A 19,240-nucleotide genomic window follows, 5' to 3' on the forward strand; every position below is an offset into this window, starting at 1 on the left:
CTCTGTCGTGCTTAGAGGGACCTTAACGGGCGCGAACTACAATCCAATCAACAAACGTTCAACGTCGAACTTATGCCGTACGGCGTCGCAGAGCGGGACCGATCGCCAGCAGGCCCGCCGCGGCCACGAGGTTGACGGCGCCGATGGTCAGCCACAGGAGCACCGGGCTCAGCTCCAGCAGCCGGGTGCCCAGCAGCGGGGCGAGCATGGCGCCGCCGGACCAGGACAAGCCGTACACCCCGGAGTAGCGCCCGCGCAGGTGGGGCGGGGCGAGGGAGGCCACGATGGCCCCCTGGATGCCCGCGGTGACGATCTCGCCCACCGTCCACAGGACCACCGAGACCGCGTATCCGGCGAGGCTGGAGACGACGGCGGTCAGCGCCAGGCCCACCCCGATGATCGCGAAGCCGACGGCGAGCACGGTGCCGTGGTCACGTCTGCCGAGCCAGTCGCCGGTCAACGGCTGGACGAGCACGATCAGGATGCCGTTGACGGCGATGATCAGGCCGTAGTCGACGGTGGTGAACCCCGCGTCGGTCATCGCCAGCGGCAGGGTGGTGAACGCCTGGGCGTAGGCCACCGAGGAGAGGACGATGATCACGCTGAAGGCGACCATCAGCCGGTCCTTGAACACGTCGGCGAAGCCGCCCCGCTCGCGCTCGCCCGGCGCGGGCCCGGTCTCCGGCACCGCCCGCCACACCAGCAGACCGAAGATCAGCGAGGTGGCGGCGTTGATCCCGAACATCCAGCCGTACCCGGCCTGCGCGAACCAGCCGCCCGCGACCATCGCCACCGCGAAGCCCAGGTTCAGCGCCCAGAAGAGCAGGCCGTAGGCGCGCGCCCGCTCCTGCGGCGGGATCAGGTCGGCCACCAGGGCGTTTGACGCCGGCCGGTAGGCGTCCATGGTCACTCCGAGCACGAACATGGTGGCGACGATCGCCGGGAGAGAGGTGCTGTAGCCGAGCGCCACCATGGTGATCGCGGTCGCGACCATGCCGCCGGTCAGGGTGACCCGCCTGCCGAGCCGGTCGGCCAGCCAGCCGGCGACGATCTGCGACAGCAGCGAGCCGACGCCGAAGACCGCCATCACCACGCCGGCGGCGGCGTAGGACATGCCGCGCGCCTGGGTGAGGTAGACGCCGATGAACGGCTGGACCATCATGCCCACCCGGTTCACCAGAGTGCCGGTCCACAGGGCCCAGAACGCCGGGGGCAGGCCGCCGACCTTCGACCGCAGGAAACCGGGCTTGGAAAGGGTGGCACTCGTCATGTGGCCAGGGTTGGACACGCGCCCGGCCGTAGGCGAATCTTTTAGCCGTGCCTAAAAAGCCATACCGCGTCGAGTGGATCTTCGCCCCGGACGACGTGGCCCGGATCCGCTTCGCGTTCTCGCCGATCTGGGAGCTGGTCGCCAGCCTGCGGCCGTTGCGCGACCCGGCCAGGCACTCCCTCCACCTGCCCTGGGCGCGCGCCGTGCGCTCCCGCCTCGACGGCCTGGACCTCTCGGAGCTGTTCGCGCTGGTCCCGCTCCGGGGCTACCTGGTCGACTTCGTGACCCCCACTCCCGAGACCCCGATGCCCGACTTCGCCGCCGACCTCGACCGGGTACGGCGGACGCCCCCGGAACGGGCGGCCGCGGAGGCGGGCCGGGTGGCCGGCTCCGACCCCCGCGTCATCGACCGCTTCGTCGCCGACCCCGTGGCGGGCGTGGCACGGGTCGCCGACGCCCTGGAGCGCTACTGGGAGACGGCCTTCGCCGAGTTCTGGCCCCGGATCTACGGCCTGCTGGAGGCCGACGTGCTGCGGCGCTCCCGGCAACTGGCCGTGGGCGGGGCCCGTGAGCTGTTCGCCGACCTGCACCCGGGCGTGCGCTGGCTCGGCGACCGGCTCGGCGTCGCCCGGCCGTGGGACTACTCCGGGTCGCTGGACGGCGACGGCCTGGTCCTGGTGCCGACGGCCTTCTACTGGCCGGACACGGCCGTGATGGTCGAGCCGTACCAGCCGATGCTCGTCTACCCGGCGACGGGCGTCGGCACGCTGTGGACCTCGGGGCCGCCGCCCGCCCCCGGAGCCCTCGCCGCGCTGCTCGGCCGTACCCGGGCGCAGATCCTGACCGCCCTGGCCGACCCCGCCACCACCTCGGTGCTCGCCCGGCGGATGACCCTCACCCCCGGTGCGGTCAGCCAGCACCTGGCCGTCCTGGCCGACGCGGGCCTGGTGGCCCGCCGCCGCCTGGGCCGCGAGGTCGTCTACCGCCGCACCCCGATGGGCGACTCCCTGGCCTGCGCGCCGTGACGGTACGTAACGAACCGTCAGGCGCCGCGGCACGCCGTGACAGGGCACGCGCCGGGCCGGGAGATCACGCCACGCCGTACCGGCTGGACTCCAGAAGCCATTCCAACTGGGCCCTCGGGGCCGCGAGAAACGCGCACGCCACCTTGCTGACGTCCCTGGCCCGCGCCGGTGGGAGCCCGAACCGGTCGAACAGCTCCGGCAGCCGCATGGCGGCGGCCCGCAGGTCTCCGGCCCGCTCGGCGATCCGGTCGTTGACCCACGCGACGGCGCCCGCGTCGGAGAGCCCGAACGCGGCGGCGGCGACCATCACGTAGTTGTGCACGTCCCCGTTCGCGCGCTCCTTGGGATAGGACGCGACGTCGTTGCACCACGCGGTGACGTCGTTGCAGGCGTCCACCAGTGTCCGCCACGCCGGGCTCTCCCGCAGTTCGACCGGCACCTCCACCCCGAGGCACGGCTCCACCAGGTCGAACAGATAGGGCCCGGCGGTTCCCCGTCGGAGCGCCGGGTACTCCCGGACCGAGGGCACCCGCCCGGCGCACCGGTTGTCCGCCTCGACACGGCAGGCCGCCCCCTGCTCCCGCAGTCCCCGGGCGAACCGCTCCCGCCACTGCGCGCTCATCCGCGCGGCGGTGACGTGCCAGAGGCCCTGGAAGGCCGCCTCGATCGGCGTGGCGCCCTCCGCCCGGCCCCCCGCGGCGGCACCGGCGGCCGAGCCCTCCACGAGACCCCCTGCGGCGGCACCGGCGGCCGAGCCCTCCACGAGGCCTCCCGCGAGGCCGGGCGCACCGTCCCCGGCCGGAGACGGCACGGCGCACACCAGGTGCCCCAGGCGCGCGAAGGTGGCCTCCACGACCTCGGCGGCACGTCCGGCGGGCTTCTCGTCCCACTCGTCGTCGAAGTGGAACAGCCACGTCAGCCACTTGGCGAACAGCAGCGCCGCATCCATGCCGAATCCGGCGAAGGCCCGGCCGGCCATCCGTTCGAACCCCGCCCGCGCGGGCGTCTCCAGTCCGACCTCGCGGGTCCACCCGGCGAGAGAGGCCCCGATGCGGTCGAGGGAGGAGTGCATGCGGCACGGCGCGGCCATCGCGGGAACCCGGTCGACGAGAGGCAGCAGCAAGGACGCGGCCACCGCGGGAGCCCGTTCCCACGGTGGCCGCGTTCGCGTCCCGCCCGTCCCGCCCGCCGTATCGGGGGCCGTCCGGGTGATCGTCACTACGGCGGTCGTCACTACAGCGGACCGAACAGCCAGTTGCCGGCCGCGTTCGGGTCCGCGCTCGTGTAGTACTGCCGGACGGCCTCGACCAGCTCACCGGTCGAGATGCTCCCGTCGTGGTCGCGGTCGAGCCGGTCGAAGGCGACGTCCACGTCGTCGTGCGGCGTGCCGAACGCCGTCAGCATGACCCGGAACTCGGCCGGTCCGACGACCCCGTCCCCGTCGGCGTCGCACAGTGCCGCGACCGCCTCGGCCGCCGGCCTGAACACCGCGTCGAACCGGTCGCCCTCGACGAACGCCGAGGTCATGCCGGCACGGAACTCCTCGGGGGAGATCGCGCCGTCGCCGTCGGCGTCGATCTCGGCGGACAGGGCCTGCCAGATGGACTCGAAGCCCTGGACGAGCCTGCTGCCGGCGGGCGAGGTGGGCGACTCGCCGAAGCCGACCAGGATCCTGGCTCCGAGACCGAGCAGGTCGTCACGCTCGATCTTTCCGTTGCCGTTCACGTCCAGGTGCGCGAAGGCGCGCTCCAGCTTGTGCTTGAGAAGTTCGATGCCCATCTTGACCCCCGTGTTACGTCAAGGACGCGGTCGATTACCGTAAGTGACGATAGCGAGGCGATTCCAAGAGCCATTCCAGGTAGGCCCTGGGAATGGTCAAGAAAGCGCAGGCCACCTGGATCACCTCGCCGGAGGCCACGAACCCGAGGCTGTGCCGTTCCACGACCGGGGAAATCGCGCGCGCGGCGGTCCACAGCTCCTCCATCCGGGCCACGACGCGGTCGATCACCCACTGTTCGGCCGCCTCGCCGCACAGGCCCAGCGAGGCCGAGGCCGCCGTCACGTGGCCGCGTCCGGCGACCAGATCGTCGCACCAGGCGGCCACGTCACCGCTCGCCTCGGCGACCGCCCGCCACTGCGGGCTCCGCCGGATCGGCGCGGGCACCTCCACCCCCGTGCAGGATTCCACCAGGTCGAACAGGTACGCCCCGAAACCGGCCCTGGCCAGCGCCGGATACTCCTCGATCGACGGCGTCCCGGCACCCAGCAACGCCGCCTGCTGGGCGATCAGCCCGGCGAGGAACCGCTCGCGTCCCCCTTCCCCGAGCCCGGGTGCGCAGGCCCGCCACAGGTCGGCGAAGGCCCGCTCCAGCGGCGGCCCCGGCTCGCCGCCTCCGGCCACCGCGAGCACGCCGGCCAATGCCGAAGGCTCCTCGCGCAGGCGGGACATCCAGGTCAGCCAGCGCGCGAACAGCGTGACCGTGCCCATGCCGTATCGGGCGAACGCCCGCCCGGCCAGCAGGTGGACTCCCACGCCGGGGCCCGTGTCCAGGCCGACCTTGCGAGACCAGTCGATGACCGCGGCCTCGATCTGGTACATCGACGGATGCATGGGGCACGGCGCCGTCAGCGCCGCCAGCCGTTCGGTGAGCGGTGCCCGCAGCGCGGCCCCGCCCGATGATCCGTGAAGTCCGGTGCGCATCGTCTCTTCCCCCGAATAGAACTTCAGCCGCTCCGGCGCACACTGTAGGAGTGGATGGGGCGGGTCACGCGGAGGCACGACGAGGGCCGGTCACCTGGGATGCGACGGACTCGATGCGGCATCTCACCGCTCTTCCTCGTAACGTGTGCGAAACACGGAGCGGGCAGACTGGTAGAAGACCAGGCGTGTCGCACCACGTCGGCGTCGGCGATGAAGGAGAAGGCCTTGGACCGCCAGCAGGAGTTCGTTCTCCGCACCCTGGAGGAGCGAGACATCCGGTTCATCCGGCTGTGGTTCACCGACGTGCTCGGGTTCCTCAAGTCGGTGGCGATCGCCCCGGCGGAGCTCGAAGGGGCTTTCGCCGAGGGCATCGGTTTCGACGGTTCGGCGATCGAGGGCTTCGCCCGGGTCTACGAGTCGGACATGCTCGCCAAACCAGACCCGTCCACGTTCCAGATCCTGCCCTGGCGCAGTGAGACGCCGGGCGCGGCCAGGATGTTCTGCGACATCCTCATGCCGGACGGCTCGCCCTCGCACGCCGACCCGCGCTGGGTGCTCAAGCGCACCCTGGCCAAGGCCTCCGACATGGGCTTCAGTTTCTACACCCACCCCGAGGTCGAGTTCTTCCTGCTGAAGGACCGCCCCGAGAAGGGCAAGCGGCCCGAGCCGATCGACGACGGCGGCTACTTCGACCACACCCCGCACAGCTCCGGCCACGACTTCCGGCGCAACGCGATCATGATGCTGGAGTCGATGGGCATCTCGGTCGAATACAGCCACCACGAGGGCGCCCCCGGCCAGCAGGAGATCGACCTGCGCTACGCCGACGCCCTCACCACCGCCGACAACATCATGACCTTCCGCCTGGTCATGAAGGAGGTCGCACTGGAGCAGGGCATCTGGGCGAGCTTCATGCCCAAGCCCTTCACCGAGTACAACGGCTCCGGCATGCACACCCACATGTCGCTGTTCGAGGGCGACCGCAACGCCTTCTACGAGCCCGGTGCCGACTATCAGCTGTCGAAGATCGGCCGTTCCTTCATCGGCGGCCTGCTCAAGCACGCCGCAGAGATCACCGCGGTCTGCAACCAGTGGGTCAACTCCTACAAGCGCCTGTGGGGTGGCGCCGAGGCGATCGCCGGAGCCGGTGGCGAGGCGCCGAGCTACATCTCCTGGGGTCACAACAACCGCTCGGCCCTGGTCCGGGTGCCGATGTACAAGCCGCACAAGAGCGGTTCCACCCGCATCGAGTTCCGCTCGCTCGACTCGGCCTGCAACCCCTACCTGGCTTTCGCGGTGATCCTTGCCGCGGGCCTGAAGGGCATCGAGGAGGGCTACGAGATGCCCCCCGGCGCCGAGGACGACGTCTGGGCGCTGACCTCGGCCGAGCGCCGCGCGCTGGGCATCCAGCCGCTGCCCCAGTCGCTGGACGAGGCCATCGCCGTCATGGAGCGCAGCGAGCTGGTCGCCGAGACCCTGGGCGAGCACGTCTTCGACTACTTCCTGCGCAACAAGCGCACCGAATGGAACGAATACCGCCGCCAGGTCACCGAGTTCGAGCTCGGCCGCTACCTCCCGGTCCTGTAGGCGCAGGTCCGTGGCGGACTGAGGGCCTTGATGTTCTCCCCGGTGTCCAGCAGGACCGAGGCGTAGCAGCGGGGATGTCGGTAACGAAGCCGTCATGAGGGACACGCGATCGCATCAGCCCAGGTCAGCAGGCTGGGATTGGGACAGAACCACGGTTTCCGTCGCGTGTGTCCAGAGCGGCTGCGGGAGCTGTCACCAGGGGCGATGCGATCGCGTGTCCCCGGTGGCGTCCTCGTTAACGGCAGGCCTTCATAGGCGGTCACCTATGAAACAGCACCATTCCCTGGGCAAGTAACAGCCGGTGGCGCCTCGCGTTCCCAGCGGCTGAGGCGGAGGTGGCGTGTGCCGCACAAGGAGGTCTTGTGCGGCACACGCCGTGGTCTTACCGGGCGAGTGAGGCGAAGAACTCGCGGATGTCCCCGATGAGGAGGTCAGGGGCTTCCAGAGCCGGGAAGTGGCCGCCGCGGTAGAACTCTGACCAGTGGGTGATGTTGTGGGCCTTTTCGGCGAAGCGGCGGATGGCGTAGTCGCCGGCATCGAAGACCGCGACGCCGGTGGGGACGGTGGCGGGGGGCTTGGGCGCCCACATGCTCGCGTCGTGGAAGCGCTCGTAGTAGGAGTTGGCCACGCTGCGGGCAGTGTCGGTGAACCAGTAGATGCTGACGGTGGCGAGCAGCCGGTCGCGGTCCACCGCATCCTCGGGCAGTTCCTTGGCCGGGTCGGTCCATTCCTTGTACTTCTCGGCGATCCAGGCGAGCTGGCCGACGGGTGAGTCGGCGAGGGCGTGCGCCAGGGTCTGCGGCCTGGTTCCCTGGAGCTGCATGTAGGCGGACATGTCGTCTTGGAAGTTCTTCATCGCCTTGAGCCGCAGCTGCTCGGTCTCGGTCAGCGCGGCCATGTCGGCCGGGTCGCCGGTGGGGAAGGTGACCAGTGCGTTGGCATGCACGCCGATGACGTGCTCGGCGTCGACCCGCCCCAGCGCCGGGCCGATGAACGCCCCGATGTCGCCGCCTTGCACGCCGTAGCGCTCATACCCCAGCCGGGCCATGAGCTCGGCGAAGGCCGAGGCGACGCGCGTGTCGGTCCAGCCGGTCTCGGTGACGGGCCCGGAGAAGCCGAACCCGGGCACGGACGGGATGACCAGGTGGAAGGCCGGTTCGCCGGCCTCGGGCGCGGTCAGAGGTTCGATCATGTCGAGGAAGTCGACCACCGAGCACGGCCAGCCGTGGATCAGCAGCAGCGGAGTGGCGTCCTGCCGCTCGGAGCGCACGTGCAGGAAGTGCACGTTCTGCCCGTCGATGACGGTGGTGAACTGCGGGTGGCGGTTGAGCTCGGCCTCGGCGGCGCGCCAGTCGAACTTCTCGCCCCAGTAGGCGGCCAGGTCCTTGAGGTAGCCGGCCGGGACGCCGCGCTCCCAGCCCGCGCCGGGCAGCTCGTCGCTCCAGCGGGTACGGCGGAGCCTGGCCTGCAGGTCGTCGAGGTCGGCTTGGGGGACCTCGACGCGGAAGGGCTTGATCTCGTTCGTCATGCCTTCAATGCTGCCGGTAAAGAGGCCGGCTCCGAATCACGAGATTTCGTTACCCTTCCCGTTCATGGGCATCTTTACGAGCAGCAGCACCTTCATCGGCCGCAACGCTGAACTGGCCGCGCTGCGGGCTGCCTACCAGGACGAGGGCGTCACCACCGTGCTGATCTGCGGGGAGGCCGGGATCGGCAAGTCCCGGCTGGTGCAGGAGTTCACCTCCCGGCTGGGGTCCACACCGCTGGTGCTGACCGGCCGCTGCCTGGAGTTCGGCAACGACGGGCTGTCCTTCGCTCCGTTCCTGTTCCCGCTGCGTCACCTGTCGGCCGCGCCGGGCGACTTCGGGGAGGTCCTCACGGTCATGGAACGCTCCGCGGAGGCCCGGCCGCTAATCCTCGTGCTGGAGGATCTGCACTGGGCGGACCGGTCCAGCTTGCAGCTGCTCACCTTCCTGGTGGCCAACCTCGCACACAGCGGCGTCTTCCTGGTCGGCACCCATCGGACGCCGAGCGGTCCACTGCGCCGGCTAGTGGCTGAGCTGGCGCGGCTGCCCGTCGTCCGGCGGGTCACGCCCCCGCCGCTGAACAGGCACGAAACCGGCCGCCAGCTGGCTGCCCTGCTGAGTCGCGAGCCGGAGCCATCCCTTGTCACCCGCGTGTTCGAACGCAGCCACGGCAACCCGCTGTTCGTCGAGGCGCTCAGCGACTCACCGGAGGATCCCCCTGCCGAGCTGCGCGAACTGCTGCTGGCCGGGCTGCCCGAACTGACCGACGACGCGCACCAGGTCATGACGGTCGCTTCGGTCGCCGGAACCGATGTGGAACACCAGGTGCTGTCCCTCGTTTCCGATCTGCCCGAGCCGCAGCTGCACCAGGCGCTGCGCCACCTCGTCGACAAGCACGTCCTGCTGGCGAGCGACATCGGCTACTCCTTCCGGCATGCGCTGATCCGCCAAGCCCTCTACGATCGGCTGCTGCCGGTGGAGCGGACCCTGCTGCACGCCCGCTTCGCCGCCGCGCTGTCGGCGATGCCACAGCGGGCCGCCCAGCTGGCAGCGCACGCGCACGCCGCCGGCGACCACGCTCTCGCACTCCCAGCGGCCTGGGAGGCCGCCGGGCAGGCCAAGCTCTCCGGCGCCGAGCCGGAGCGGCTGCACCTGCTGGAACGCGTCCTGCAGCTGTGGGACACCGTGGACGGCCCGCCGGGGCTTGACCGGCTCACCGTGCTCGACCATGCGGTGGAGGCCTGCCTGGCCACCAGCGCGGTCGACTCGGGCTTGCGCTGGTCAGCCGAAGCGCTGGCCATCGCCCCGCACCCACGGCGGCTCTATCAGCGGGCGCGGCTGAAGAACCTGGGCCGCAGCGGTGGCCGCGACGACCTGCTCACAGCGCTGGAACTGTTGCCCGAGCCGTCGCTGCTGCGCGGCCAGGTCCTGGCGGATCTAGCCGTCAGCAGCGTGTTCTCCGGCGATCCCGTCCAGGGCGAACGCCACGCGCGGGCCGCGCTGGAGATCGCCGAGCAGCTGAACAACGCTGCTCTCATGGCTCACGCTCACGCCTACCTTGGCCTGGCCGCCGCCGATCCCCAGACCGCTCGCCACCACTTCGCCGCGGCGCGGGCCATTGCGGATCCGCAGACGGCCATCGACGTCGCGAGGTGGGAGTCGGCCTTCTGCGTGACCATGGGTGCCTACGCCGAGGCGATCGAGGTCATTCAGGCGGGCCTCAAGGCGGTGCACGAGTCATTCCAGTACGCCAAGCACGCGCCGATTCTGGTGGTCAAGTGGGTGCAGGCCCTGACGGCATTGGGCCGCGGGGCGGAGGCGCTCGATCTCATCGATGAGGCGCTGGGCGAGGCCGAGCTGCCCCGGCTCAGTCACGCGGCGCTGCTCATAGGCCGCGGCGAGATCCACCTGGCGCAGGGCGACCCGGCCGCCGCTCGGGTCGCGGCCGAGAGCGCGGCGCAGCTGCTCGGTGACGAGCCCTGGGTCCGGCCCTATCGCATCAGGCTGCGCACCCTGCAGATCCGCCTCGACCCCGGCACCGTCCACGGACTGGAGTCCGCCGAGCTTGTCGCGCACCCGCACGAGGCATGGGCATTGCTCGCCGCGGCGCGACCAGCCGAGCTGCCGGACCTTCCCGTCGTGGGTCCGGTGGACGAGGCCTACCGGGCCATGGCCAGCGGTGATTTGGAGAGTGCCGCGCGGGGCTGGCGCGCGCTCGGCCAGCCGTACGAGCTGTCGCGATGCACGCCGCATGCCGAACCGCCGGCCCCACAGACGCCAAAGCGCGCCCCGGGCCTGCCCGGACTGACCGCCCGACAGATGGAAGTGCTGCACCTGGTCGCTGACGGCAAGAGCAACCGGCAGATCGCCACCGAGCTGTTCATCAGCGGCAACACCGCCGGTGTGCACGTGTCACGGATCCTCACCAAACTGGGCGCGGCCACCCGCACCGAGGCGGCACGCAAGCTGTTCGACGCCACTAGGGGCTGACCTGCGCCGGAAACCGGTCGACGAACCGACTGTCAGATCACCGGCCGACTACATCCAAACGGCCAGTGGCGGTAACCCAGCTCACGCGGTGGTGTCGTGGATGGCACGTACGGCGCTGCGGACCGCGGGGATCTGATCGGCTTCGCGATGATGAACCAGGTGGAGGGTCCGGGGACGGAGCTGTGCGGCCGTGCGGACCGTGACGTCGGGATCCTGGAAGGCGTCGAGGGCGAGCTGCGGGAGCAGCCCGATCCCGAGACTGCGGGCGATCAGTGCCTGGGTGACCACATAGTCGTCGGTGCTGTGGCGGATGTCCGGGACGAAGCCGGCGCTCTGGCAGGTCTGACGCAGGTTCGCGGTGCACCGTTCACAGCCCGCGATCCACTTGTCCCCCGCCAGCAGCCGCAGGTTCACCGGCCGGCCAGGTGGTACGGCGTGCGCGTGCGGATGGGAGCGCGGCAGAACCAGGCGCACCGGATCCTCTCTCACCGTGACCCGCGCCAGCCCGGGGTGGTCGGCCGGTTGTTCTCCCGCGTGGGTGAATGTCACGGCCAGATCCACCTCGCCGGCGGTGAGAAGGTCCAACGCTTCGGGGGGTTCCGCTTCGCGAAGCCGTACATCCATGCCGGGGTGGCGCTGAGCCAGCAGGCTCATGGCGGCGGGAACGAGGGTGGCGCTGGCCGAGGGGAATGCGGCGAGCCGGACGGTGCCCTCCCGCAGCTGAGCCAGCGCGTTCAGGTCGTCGTCGGCGGCATGCAGCCGCGTGAAGACGGCGTCGGCGTGGCGCAGCAGGACCGCGCCCGCTTCGGTGAGCTGGATCCCGCGCGGACGGCGCAGCACAAGCGCCATCCCAGCCTGACGCTCCAGATGGCGCAGATGCTGGCTGACCGCCGGCGGCGTCCACCCGAGCGAGCGGGCCGCCCCCGCGATCGAACCGGAATGTGCGATCTGCCGGAAGACAAGCAGGCGGTGGGCGTCCATGCCATAAGTATCACTTGGGGTTCAGCCAAGAAATACAGGACTACCTATGGGGTCCATCGTGAGCCACCATGAGCCCATGACACGAACCATCGGCCTGATCGGCGGCATGAGCTGGGAGTCTTCCGCCGAGTACTACCGGCTGCTCAACGAGGAGACCCGCAGGCGTCTGGGCGGCCACCACTGTGCCCGGAGCCTGCTGCTGACCGTGGACTTCGCCGAGATCGAGGCCATGCAGCGTGCGGGAGACTGGGAGGCCGCCGGGCGGCGGCTCGCTCGGGCGGCCAGAACCCTCGAACAGGCCGGAGCCGACATGGTCTTGCTGTGCACCAATACCATGCACCGGATCGCCGAGGTCATCGAGGTGGCGATCGCTGCGCCCTTCGTTCACATCGTTGACGCGACGGCGGAACGGATCACCCACGCCGGGCTCAAGACCGTGGGACTGCTGGGCACCCGCTTCACCATGGAAATGGACTTCTATCGATCCCGGATGTTCGGGCACGGACTGGAGATCCTGGTGCCCGACGAACCTGACCGCACGCTCGTGCACGACGTCATCTACCGGGAACTCACCCAAGGCCGTGTCGAGGACTCCTCCCGCCAGGCCTACCGGCGGATCATCACCGATCTGGCCGAACGCGGCGCGCAGGGAGTCATTCTGGGCTGTACCGAGATCACTCTCCTCATCGGCCCCCAGGACAGCCGCATCCCCGTTTTCGACTCCACCCGCATCCACGTCGAACACGCCGTCGACCTGGCTCTGATATGAACGGTGCGTGCTGTGGAGGACCACGAAAGTCCGCCCTCTGTCGCCCCGCCGTCCATGCCCTGGCTTCCACCACCGCGGAAGCGGACGAGGCGACCTCCATCCCGGCCGGATGGGCCGCCTGCGGCTGCCGCGCCGGCAGCTCGCGACCTTCGCTGGAGCCGATTTCTGGGCACTGAATGACGGCATCCACGGCTGTACGATTAGCGATCAACGGTTCGCCGGAACTCTGGAATCTTTTGATGTGTTGTATTCTCGCCCGTCCAACGTGCTTGGGCATGTCAAATTTTCGATGGTTTCGCAGTGAGCGACCGGACTATTTTAACGGGAGTCTGTATGCGTTGGATGATGATTCCACTCGCGGGGATCGCGTTGATCGCACTGACGGCTTGCGGAGTGTCCAGGGAAGTGCGTTTTACTCGATCCGTGGAGAGCATGGAGCAGGTGGCGCGAACGGTTGAACCGGATTCGGGGCCGGAGGACAAGCCTCGCCGGATCGGATTGTTCGATTTTTCTTCAGTCTACCGAGACAGGGATCTGGTGTATTTTCAACTGAGTCCCTGGGTGGGTGTGGACCCGTATGGCTATGTCTGGAGTCCGAAAGGCGAACCGGTGGATTCCCCTGACGACGCGGCTGCACAAACTTTTGAACATGTCCAGGGCCCCTGGTACCGGTGGAGTGAAAGCTGGTAGAGGCCGGTAGGCCGGTGGATCGGCCAGTGACGGTGGTTGCCATCAATGACATGGCGGCCTGATCGTGGTCGTTTCTGACCGGGCGTGGCGGCGCGGGCACGAGGGAAGACCGCGCCCCCGCACCGGCTTCAGGGGCGACGCCGAGGCGCCTCGGGGGGTGTCGGGGGCCCATCATCGCCAGGCCGCCGCTGATTCTCCCTCCCTGATGGAATTGTTCGTTCATGCCCCTGGAGTGATTGAGGTGCTGACCGTTGAGATTCCTATGTGAGGTTCCGCCGGGTTCACTGACATAGTTTCCCCATGCTCCGCGTGCTTCTCACCCTTGCATCGATGACGGTCCTCCTGTTGGGCGCCTCGGCTGCCGAGGCAAACCGGCTCCCGAAGATCCTTGCGCCCCCGAACGGGCCTTGGCCGGAAGGCGGAAGGTTCTCCGTTTTCCTGTGCGGTGAGGATGATGCCTGGGACGCCTGCGGAAACAAGGAGGTGACTCCGGCGCAGAGGCACGCGGTCGAGCAGGGACTACGGCAGATACCGCGCATCACGGAGCTTCGCTTCGAGACCAAATCGGAGTCACTGGCCGTGATGGAGGCCGCGCCTGAACTGGCGGGAGTTCTCGAAGAAAGCGACATGGCGGAGAGCTTTCACGGCAGGCTACTCCGATGGAGCGACGCCCCCGCATTCGATTCGGCGGTCCAGGCATTACCGGGCGTCTCCAACGCCGTCGCCTTACCTGCCACCTTCTGGCAGGGCAAGGATGATGTGGTCGTCACCCTCTGCGACGCTGGTGGAGGGCGCGAACTCTGTAAGGGGCGACAGATCACGGCTGATGAGAAGGCGGCGGTCGAGGCTTCCCTGAGGAGGACGAGGGGCGTCAAGCGCATCTATTTCGAGGACCGAGCGCATGACATGCGGATGACCGAGCAGTTCGTCGCCTTGTGGTCGCAGGTGATTGAGCGCGATCCTCGAGACAAGGACGACGAAGCCGAGCGCAGGTCGTTAGAGGAGTACTTCGAGAGCTACCACGTCAAGCTTGACGATCCGAAGCTTGCCCGATCGATCGTGAACGCAGTGAAGGACCTACCGGGGGTTGCTCAAGTGCGGTGAACGACCAGCCTGGGGCAATTCAAGACGGATTCCGGCGCGCCATCCGGCTGACGTAGAACCTGGTCGCCGGCTCCAGCCAGGCTAGATGGGCTGCCGCGCCGTCTTGCCGGCCCCGAAGAGCACAGGCCGCCGCGATCGGCCTGCTCAGCCTGTGCTATCTGCTGGGGACCGCGTTCGGTCCCGTGGCCGTGGCGCTGGTCGGCGCGGCCACGGCACCCCCTAGCAGGTGATCGTCGGGCGAGGCGGCCAGGTCCTCATCGCCGGAACCCCCGGCAGACGGTGCGCGGGTTCCGGCCGTACTTCGACGACCCCTCCGCCGAAGGCGGGAAGGGGGCGCCGGCCGTACGGGATATCTGATCAAACGCGGGGCGGCGGCGGGTTTCCCGGCGATATGCTCGGCGCCGTGCGCGCGGGCGTTCCGCCCCGGGCGACCGGACCGGCTCGACCGGACCGGTACGGTCGGGCGGCGCGACCGGCCGTACCGCCGTCCACAAGACGTGCGGTCCGCCGCGACCCGGACGGCATGCCGCCCACTTCCGGACGCCCGCGGACCATCGGACCCCCTGGTTCGCTGTACAGCCAACGACTCCGGTAAAATCGGTCGGTCTGTTTAAAGTGATTTTTGACGATCAATAGCCATATAAGGCGATATGGAGGTGCGGCATGACGACGGCTGCCGAGCTGCAGACCGTGTTGTCCGTTCCGGCGCGTTTCCGCGGGCCCGAGGGCACCGCGAACGGCGGATGGATCGCGGGCACGGTCACCGAGGCGTTGCACGGCGCCCGGCACGACTCGGCTGTCGAGGTCACGCTGCACGCCCCCACGCCGCTGGAGACCGAGCTGTCCCTGCGGCACCTCGCCAACAGCGCCACCCTCACCCACGGCGACACCCTCCTGGTGGAGGCCATTCCGGTCGCCGAGCAGCTCGACGCGCCGGCGTTCGTGCCCTTCAACAAGGCGGCCCTCGCCGAGAGCGGCTTCGCCGGGCTCCGCGGCCACGCCTTCCCCGGCTGCTTCGCCTGCGGCATGCGCGACCCCGGCGACGGTCTGCGGATCTTCCCCGGCCCGGTGTCCGGCACCGACCTGGTCGCCGCCGGTTGGCGAGTACCGATGACCGTCACCGATGAGGACGGCGTCGTCCCCGACGCGATCATCTGGGCCGCGCTCGACTGCGTCACCGGCTGGGCCCACTTCGCGCCCGGCGAGTTCGCGCTGCTCGGCCGCCTGACCGCGCAGGTCCACCGCCGCATCTACCCCGGCGGCACCTACTCCGTGGTCGGCCGGGCCACCGGCCGCGAGGGCCGCAAGCTCTTCGGCGAGAGCGCCGTCTACGAGGCGGACGGCACCCTGGTGGCCGCCGCCAAGGCCGTCTGGATCGCCCCGGCCTGAACCACCGGCGGCCCGGCGATTCGATGCCGGGCCGAACCGAACCGAACCGCCGGGCCCGTCGCGGCGTCTACCATCCCGTGGTGACGTCGCAACGGCTCCGCCCCGGGGATCCACAACGCATCGGGGACCACCTCCTGGCCGGCCGTCTCGGCGAAGGCGGCCAGGGGGTGGTCTACGACGCCTACGACCCCGACGGGCGCCGGGTCGCGGTCAAGCTGCTGCACGCCGACACCGACCGGGGACGGATCGCCAGGGAGGTCGCCGCCGCGACCCGGGTCTCCTCTTTCTGCACGGCCCGGGTGCTGCACGCCGACCTCGACGCGCCCCGCCCCTACATCGTCAGCGAGTTCATCGACGGGCCCAGTCTGCGCCGCGCCGTACAGATCTCCGGGCCGCTGGACGAGGACCGGCTGCGCCGCCTGGCCATCGCCGTCGCCACCGCGATGACCGCCATTCACGCGGCGGGAGTGGTCCACCGCGATCTCAAGCCGGACAACGTGCTGCTCGGTCCCGACGGTCCCCGGGTCATCGACTTCGGCGTCGCCCGCACCGCTGAGATGTCCCTCACCTCGACCGGGCTCGTCGTCGGCACCCCGACCTACATGGCGCCCGAGGTCCTCGCCGGCGCGCGGGCCGGCGCTCCCGCCGACGTCTTCGCCTTCGGCGCCATCGTGCTCTACGCGGCCACCGGCGACGATCCCTTCCGCGCCGAGACCCTCGGCGCCGTCATGCATCGCGTGCTCTCCAGCCAGCCCGACGTCTCGCCCCTGCCGCCTGACGTGCGCCCCCTGGTGTCGGCCGCCCTGGCCAAGGACCCCGCGGCTCGCCCGGCCGCGCGAGAGCTCCTGCTCGGCCTGCTCGGTCAGGACAGCCCGGAGGCCGGGGCGCTCGCCGCCGCCGCCCTGCGGGCCGATGCCTCGCCCTCGCTCGCCCAGCTCGCCGAGGAGGTGTTCACCCGGCTCGCGCCCGCCGAGCAGGAGGTCGTCCCGCAGATCTTCCTGCGCCTGGTCAGCGCGGACGGCCGTGAGGCCAGGAACGCCCCGCGGGCCGAGGTCAACGGCACGCCGGAGTCCGATCGGGTACTGGCCGCGTTCGCCGCCGCGGGGCTGGTCCGCGTGACGGGCGAGGCCGTCACGCTGGAGCGGCCGGGCCTGCTGCGGGCGTGGCCGCGACTGCGCGAGTGGTCCGCCGCCGAGCTCGCCGGCCTGCCGGTCCGCCAGCGGGTCAGCGAGGCCGCCCGGCTCTGGGACTCCGGCGGGCGCAAGGACGGCGACCTGCTGCAGGGCACTCCGCTCGACGAGGCGATGGAGTGGGCCGCCACCGGTCGCAGGCACATCAAGCTCAACCACCTGGAGACCGCCTTTCTCAGAGCGGCCTCGTCGCTGAGCCGTCGCAGGATACGCGCGCGTCGCCTGCTGACCGCCGCCCTGGCCGTGCTGCTCGCCGTGGCGCTGGCGGCGGTCGCCGTCGCCGAGCAGCGCCGGGTCACGGTGGCCGCGCAGCGCGAGCGGATCGCCGTCCAGCTGGACGAGGCCGTCGCCCGTCGCCTGGCCGGTCAGGCCGACGCCCTGCGCCGAGCGGACCCGCTGACCGCGATGAGGCTCAGCGCGGCGGCTCACGCGATCGCGCCGGTCGCGGAGTCTCGTGCCGCCCTGCAGAGCTCCCTGGCGCAGCGGGAGACCTCCGTCGTGCCGGTGCCGCGCTCGGCGACGCACTACACCCTGAGCACGGACGGGACGGCACTGCTCGGCGCGGGCACCGACGCGATCACCCTCTGGGACGCGGCCACCGGCCACGAGCTGCGCTCGATCCGGGCGCCCGGCCTGACCGCCACCGGCGTGGCCCAGGGGGCGACACCGCGCCACGCCGCGATCGACACCGCCGAGGGTCTGCGCCTGTGGGATCTGACGGCCGGCAGGCAACTGCCCGGGGTGTACGGCGAGGCGGGGAGCTGGGCCGCGATCAGCCCCGACGGTGCGGACCTGCTGTCGTTCGACGGCTCCGACCTGGTGGTGCGGGACATCGAGCGCGGAGGCAAGCCGCTGCGGCTGCCCGGCGGGCAGGTCTGGGGCCGCTCGGCGGGCGGCGGACGCCTGGCGGTCACCTCGGGCGACGGCACCGTCCGGCTGTGGGACCTGCGAACCGGCCGGCGGCTGCGGGCCCCGGCACCGCCGGCCGGAACCGGTTCGGTGGACGTGGCGCTGAGCGCCGACGGCCGGACGCTGGCGCTGGGCCGCGACGACAGGCTGGTCTTCTGGAACGTGGACTCCGGCAGGCGGCTCGGCGAGATCGGCGTCCCGCGGAGCGGCCATCTGCTGTTCTCCCCGGACGGCCGGACGTTGGCGGTACTCCATCTGGGCGGGGTCGTCCTGGTGGGTGTGCCCGGTGTCGTGACGCTGCTGGACTACTCCACCGACGAGCAGCCCGGAGCCGAGAGCGTGCGCTTCTCCCGGGACGGCCGTGCCCTGCGTTTCGTCGACGGCGCCGGCTCGGTGGTCACGCTCGCCGTGCCCGGACGGTCCGGCGCCGGAATCGCGCAGGGCGGCGCGCTCAGCGCGGACGGCGCCCGCATCGCCGTGCAGACCGCGTTCGGCGCCCGCCGCGAGGTCGAGGTGCGGCAGGCGCACACGGGCAGGGCGGTGGCCACCCTCGCGGTGCCGCCGACCCCACCGGCCCCCGAGCAGGGCGCCGGAGCGCTGGGAATCGTCTTCAGCCCCGACGGCGGGATCCTCGCCGTCACCCCCGACTCCGAGCCCGTGGTGCACCTGTTCGACACCGCTTCGGGAAGACGGCTGGGAGAGCTGCGCTGGGACGGCAAGTCCGCCTCGCGCATCGCGTTCACCGCCGACGGGCGCGGCCTCGCCGTCGCCGCCTCCACCGGTTCCGACCGGTCGTTCGTCGAGTTGTGGGACGTCGCGTCCGGCAAGCCGGGCAGGCGGCTGCCGGGAGAGGACACGACGGCCCTGGCCCTGGCCCTCCAGCCGGACGGCACGCGGCTGGCCCGGGGAGGCCCGGCAGGGGTCACCCTGACGCCGTTGCGGGAAGGCGCCGCCGCCACGCTCGACGGGGCGGGCGATGTGCGCACGGTGACATTCGCCCCCAAGGGGGAGCTGCTCGCCACCGGCGACGCCGCCGGGCGGGTCCAGCTGTGGGACGCCGCCACCCGAAGGCCGCGCGGCCCGGCGATCGCCGCCCACCCCGGAGGGGTGGACCTCGCGGCCTTCTCACCGGACGGCGGACTGCTGGTCACCTCGGGCGGTGGCCGGCTGGCGCTGTGGGACGCGGCGAGCGGCGCGCAGATCGGGCGGCCGGCGGCGGGCGTGGACCGGGCGGTGACGGGTGTGGCGTTCCCGGACGGCGGCCGGACGCTGCGGACGGTCACCGCGGACGGCACCGTCGCCGACCGGCCCCTCGACCCGGAACGGGCCGTACGGGCGGTGTGCTCGCGTGCCGGAGGCGGGCTGTCCCCCCGGGACTGGGCCCGATACGTCCCTGAGGTCGCCTATCGGCCGGCCTGTCCGTGACCCGCTTTCCCCGCGGTGTCCATCGCCCGGACCGCTCTTGGCCCGCTTTCCCTGAGGTGTCCATCGGCCGGCCCGTCCCCGGCCGGTCTTCTCCCCGGCAGCCCCCGGGCGCGCTGTTCGCCCGGTGATAACTTTCGCTGGATAAATCGCTTTTCGGGGTGCAGCCTGCGACGTTACGGGCGAT

15 protein-coding genes are annotated in these 19,240 nt (G+C 70.8%); 9 read left to right on the forward strand and 6 right to left on the reverse strand.

What is annotated here, in order from left to right; genetic code table 11:
- Window positions 1–70 precede the first annotated feature (70 nt).
- Complete coding sequence (locus ACQPYK_RS13985) at window positions 71–1,270, reverse strand: MDR family MFS transporter (RefSeq protein WP_433255061.1); 1,200 nt, start codon at window positions 1,268–1,270, stop codon at window positions 71–73.
- 47 nt (window positions 1,271–1,317) lie between these two features.
- Between ACQPYK_RS13985 and ACQPYK_RS13990 the strand changes: the two genes are divergently transcribed.
- A complete protein-coding gene (locus ACQPYK_RS13990; RefSeq protein WP_433255063.1) occupies window positions 1,318–2,295 on the forward strand; it encodes a DUF5937 family protein in 978 nt (325 codons plus the stop codon).
- Window positions 2,296–2,359: 64 nt separating this feature from the next.
- Here ACQPYK_RS13990 and ACQPYK_RS13995 read toward each other — a convergent pair whose 3' ends face one another.
- From ACQPYK_RS13995 to ACQPYK_RS14005, 3 genes are read right to left on the reverse strand one after another with little or no spacing between them, the layout of a single operon-like run.
- Entirely contained in the window at window positions 2,360–3,529 is a 1,170-nt protein-coding gene (locus tag ACQPYK_RS13995; RefSeq protein WP_433255065.1) for a terpene synthase family protein, read from the reverse strand.
- The gene (locus ACQPYK_RS14000; protein WP_433255068.1) at window positions 3,529–4,074 is read right to left on the reverse strand and encodes an EF-hand domain-containing protein; all 546 of its coding nucleotides are present in this window, start codon (window positions 4,072–4,074) and stop codon (window positions 3,529–3,531) included. Before ACQPYK_RS14000 ends, ACQPYK_RS13995 begins: the two co-directional genes overlap by 1 nt.
- 34 nt (window positions 4,075–4,108) lie before the next feature.
- Window positions 4,109–4,996 (reverse strand): terpene synthase family protein, encoded by an 888-nt coding sequence (locus tag ACQPYK_RS14005; RefSeq protein WP_433255070.1) that lies wholly within the window; start codon window positions 4,994–4,996, stop codon window positions 4,109–4,111.
- A gap of 225 nt (window positions 4,997–5,221) precedes the next feature.
- Here ACQPYK_RS14005 and ACQPYK_RS14010 point away from each other — a divergent pair, with 225 nt between their 5' ends.
- A complete protein-coding gene (locus tag ACQPYK_RS14010) occupies window positions 5,222–6,583 on the forward strand; it encodes a glutamine synthetase family protein (protein ID WP_433255072.1) in 1,362 nt (453 codons plus the stop codon).
- 382 nt (window positions 6,584–6,965) lie between these two features.
- On the opposite strand, the gene ACQPYK_RS14015 is transcribed toward ACQPYK_RS14010, so the two are convergent.
- Window positions 6,966–8,111 carry an epoxide hydrolase family protein gene (locus ACQPYK_RS14015; RefSeq protein ID WP_433255074.1) on the reverse strand — a complete coding sequence of 382 codons (1,146 nt, stop codon included), beginning with the start codon at window positions 8,109–8,111 and terminating at the stop codon, window positions 6,966–6,968.
- A gap of 64 nt (window positions 8,112–8,175) precedes the next feature.
- On the opposite strand from ACQPYK_RS14015, the gene ACQPYK_RS14020 reads away from it, so the two are divergent.
- Window positions 8,176–10,599 carry an ATP-binding protein gene (locus ACQPYK_RS14020; protein WP_433255077.1) on the forward strand — a complete coding sequence of 808 codons (2,424 nt, stop codon included), beginning with the start codon at window positions 8,176–8,178 and terminating at the stop codon, window positions 10,597–10,599.
- Window positions 10,600–10,680: 81 nt separating this feature from the next.
- Here ACQPYK_RS14020 and ACQPYK_RS14025 read toward each other — a convergent pair whose 3' ends face one another.
- On the reverse strand, window positions 10,681–11,580 hold the full coding sequence (locus ACQPYK_RS14025; protein WP_433255080.1) for a LysR family transcriptional regulator: 900 nt from the start codon (window positions 11,578–11,580) through the stop codon (window positions 10,681–10,683).
- A 76-nt stretch (window positions 11,581–11,656) separates the two neighbouring features.
- Here ACQPYK_RS14025 and ACQPYK_RS14030 point away from each other — a divergent pair, with 76 nt between their 5' ends.
- From ACQPYK_RS14030 to ACQPYK_RS14055, 6 genes are all read left to right on the forward strand, one after another.
- A complete protein-coding gene (locus tag ACQPYK_RS14030) occupies window positions 11,657–12,349 on the forward strand; it encodes an aspartate/glutamate racemase family protein (protein WP_433255082.1) in 693 nt (230 codons plus the stop codon).
- A gap of 109 nt (window positions 12,350–12,458) precedes the next feature.
- On the forward strand, window positions 12,459–12,653 hold the full coding sequence (locus ACQPYK_RS14035) for a hypothetical protein (RefSeq protein WP_433255085.1): 195 nt from the start codon (window positions 12,459–12,461) through the stop codon (window positions 12,651–12,653).
- 119 nt (window positions 12,654–12,772) lie between these two features.
- Window positions 12,773–13,039 (forward strand): hypothetical protein, encoded by a 267-nt coding sequence (locus ACQPYK_RS14040; RefSeq protein WP_433255087.1) that lies wholly within the window; start codon window positions 12,773–12,775, stop codon window positions 13,037–13,039.
- 300 nt (window positions 13,040–13,339) lie between these two features.
- Complete coding sequence (locus tag ACQPYK_RS14045) at window positions 13,340–14,143, forward strand: permease-like cell division protein FtsX (protein ID WP_433255090.1); 804 nt, start codon at window positions 13,340–13,342, stop codon at window positions 14,141–14,143.
- Between the two features lie 663 nt (window positions 14,144–14,806).
- Window positions 14,807–15,532: a hypothetical protein gene (locus ACQPYK_RS14050; protein WP_433255093.1), complete on the forward strand. Its 726-nt coding sequence runs from the start codon at window positions 14,807–14,809 to the stop codon at window positions 15,530–15,532.
- Window positions 15,533–15,612: 80 nt separating this feature from the next.
- Window positions 15,613–19,056, forward strand: a complete 3,444-nt coding sequence (locus ACQPYK_RS14055) for a serine/threonine-protein kinase (RefSeq protein ID WP_433255096.1) — start codon at window positions 15,613–15,615, stop codon at window positions 19,054–19,056.
- The last annotated feature ends 184 nt before the right edge of the window (window positions 19,057–19,240 follow it).

This window comes from Streptosporangium sp. CA-135522, from assembly GCF_050949235.1.
GTDB lineage: Bacteria > Actinomycetota > Actinomycetes > Streptosporangiales > Streptosporangiaceae > Streptosporangium.

What these genes read in the sequence shown, in the direction of transcription:
- ACQPYK_RS13985 (WP_433255061.1), bottom strand. Translation starts at nt 1,270, where the DNA reads ATGACGAGTGCCACCCTTTCCAAGCCCGGTTTCCTGCGGTCGAAGGTC.
- ACQPYK_RS14000 (WP_433255068.1), bottom strand. Translation starts at nt 4,074, where the DNA reads ATGGGCATCGAACTTCTCAAGCACAAGCTGGAGCGCGCCTTCGCGCAC.
- ACQPYK_RS14005 (WP_433255070.1), bottom strand. Translation starts at nt 4,996, where the DNA reads ATGCGCACCGGACTTCACGGATCATCGGGCGGGGCCGCGCTGCGGGCA.
- ACQPYK_RS14015 (WP_433255074.1), bottom strand. Translation starts at nt 8,111, where the DNA reads ATGACGAACGAGATCAAGCCCTTCCGCGTCGAGGTCCCCCAAGCCGAC.
- ACQPYK_RS14020 (WP_433255077.1), top strand. Translation starts at nt 8,176, where the DNA reads ATGGGCATCTTTACGAGCAGCAGCACCTTCATCGGCCGCAACGCTGAA.
- ACQPYK_RS14025 (WP_433255080.1), bottom strand. Translation starts at nt 11,580, where the DNA reads ATGGACGCCCACCGCCTGCTTGTCTTCCGGCAGATCGCACATTCCGGT.
- ACQPYK_RS14030 (WP_433255082.1), top strand. Translation starts at nt 11,657, where the DNA reads ATGACACGAACCATCGGCCTGATCGGCGGCATGAGCTGGGAGTCTTCC.
- ACQPYK_RS14035 (WP_433255085.1), top strand. Translation starts at nt 12,459, where the DNA reads ATGGGCCGCCTGCGGCTGCCGCGCCGGCAGCTCGCGACCTTCGCTGGA.
- ACQPYK_RS14045 (WP_433255090.1), top strand. Translation starts at nt 13,340, where the DNA reads ATGCTCCGCGTGCTTCTCACCCTTGCATCGATGACGGTCCTCCTGTTG.
- ACQPYK_RS14050 (WP_433255093.1), top strand. Translation starts at nt 14,807, where the DNA reads ATGACGACGGCTGCCGAGCTGCAGACCGTGTTGTCCGTTCCGGCGCGT.